The sequence below is a fragment of the Achromobacter sp. SIMBA_011 genome (assembly GCF_046535435.1).
Classification (GTDB): domain Bacteria; phylum Pseudomonadota; class Gammaproteobacteria; order Burkholderiales; family Burkholderiaceae_B; genus Achromobacter; species Achromobacter dolens.
On the sequence record NZ_JAWRWN010000630.1, the window covers coordinates 1 to 264 of the forward strand.

At 64.8% G+C, this 264-nt stretch carries 1 protein-coding gene; it reads right to left on the minus strand.

Features of this window, described 5'->3' with window-relative positions; genetic code table 11:
• Positions 1–264: AMP-binding protein (locus SB816_RS32475; RefSeq protein WP_410548309.1), on the minus strand; the 264-nt coding region annotated here is incomplete at both ends.

Consider the following 264-nt stretch of genomic DNA (forward strand, 5'->3'; position numbering starts at 1 on the left):
TGCAGTGCGCGTCGAGGTCCGGATGATCGAGAAAGGCGCGCAGCATCGAGGGCACGAAATGGACCGTGGTGATCCGTTCGCGCTCGATGAGTTCGACCAGATAGTCGGTCTCGCGCTGTCCGCCGGGCCGGGCGAACACGAGGCGCGCGCCGGTGACGAGCGGCCAGAAGAATTCCCAGACCGACACGTCGAAGCTGAACGGGGTCTTCTGCAGCACGGCATCGTCGGCGCCGAGCGTATACGCGTGTTGCATCCACAGGATGC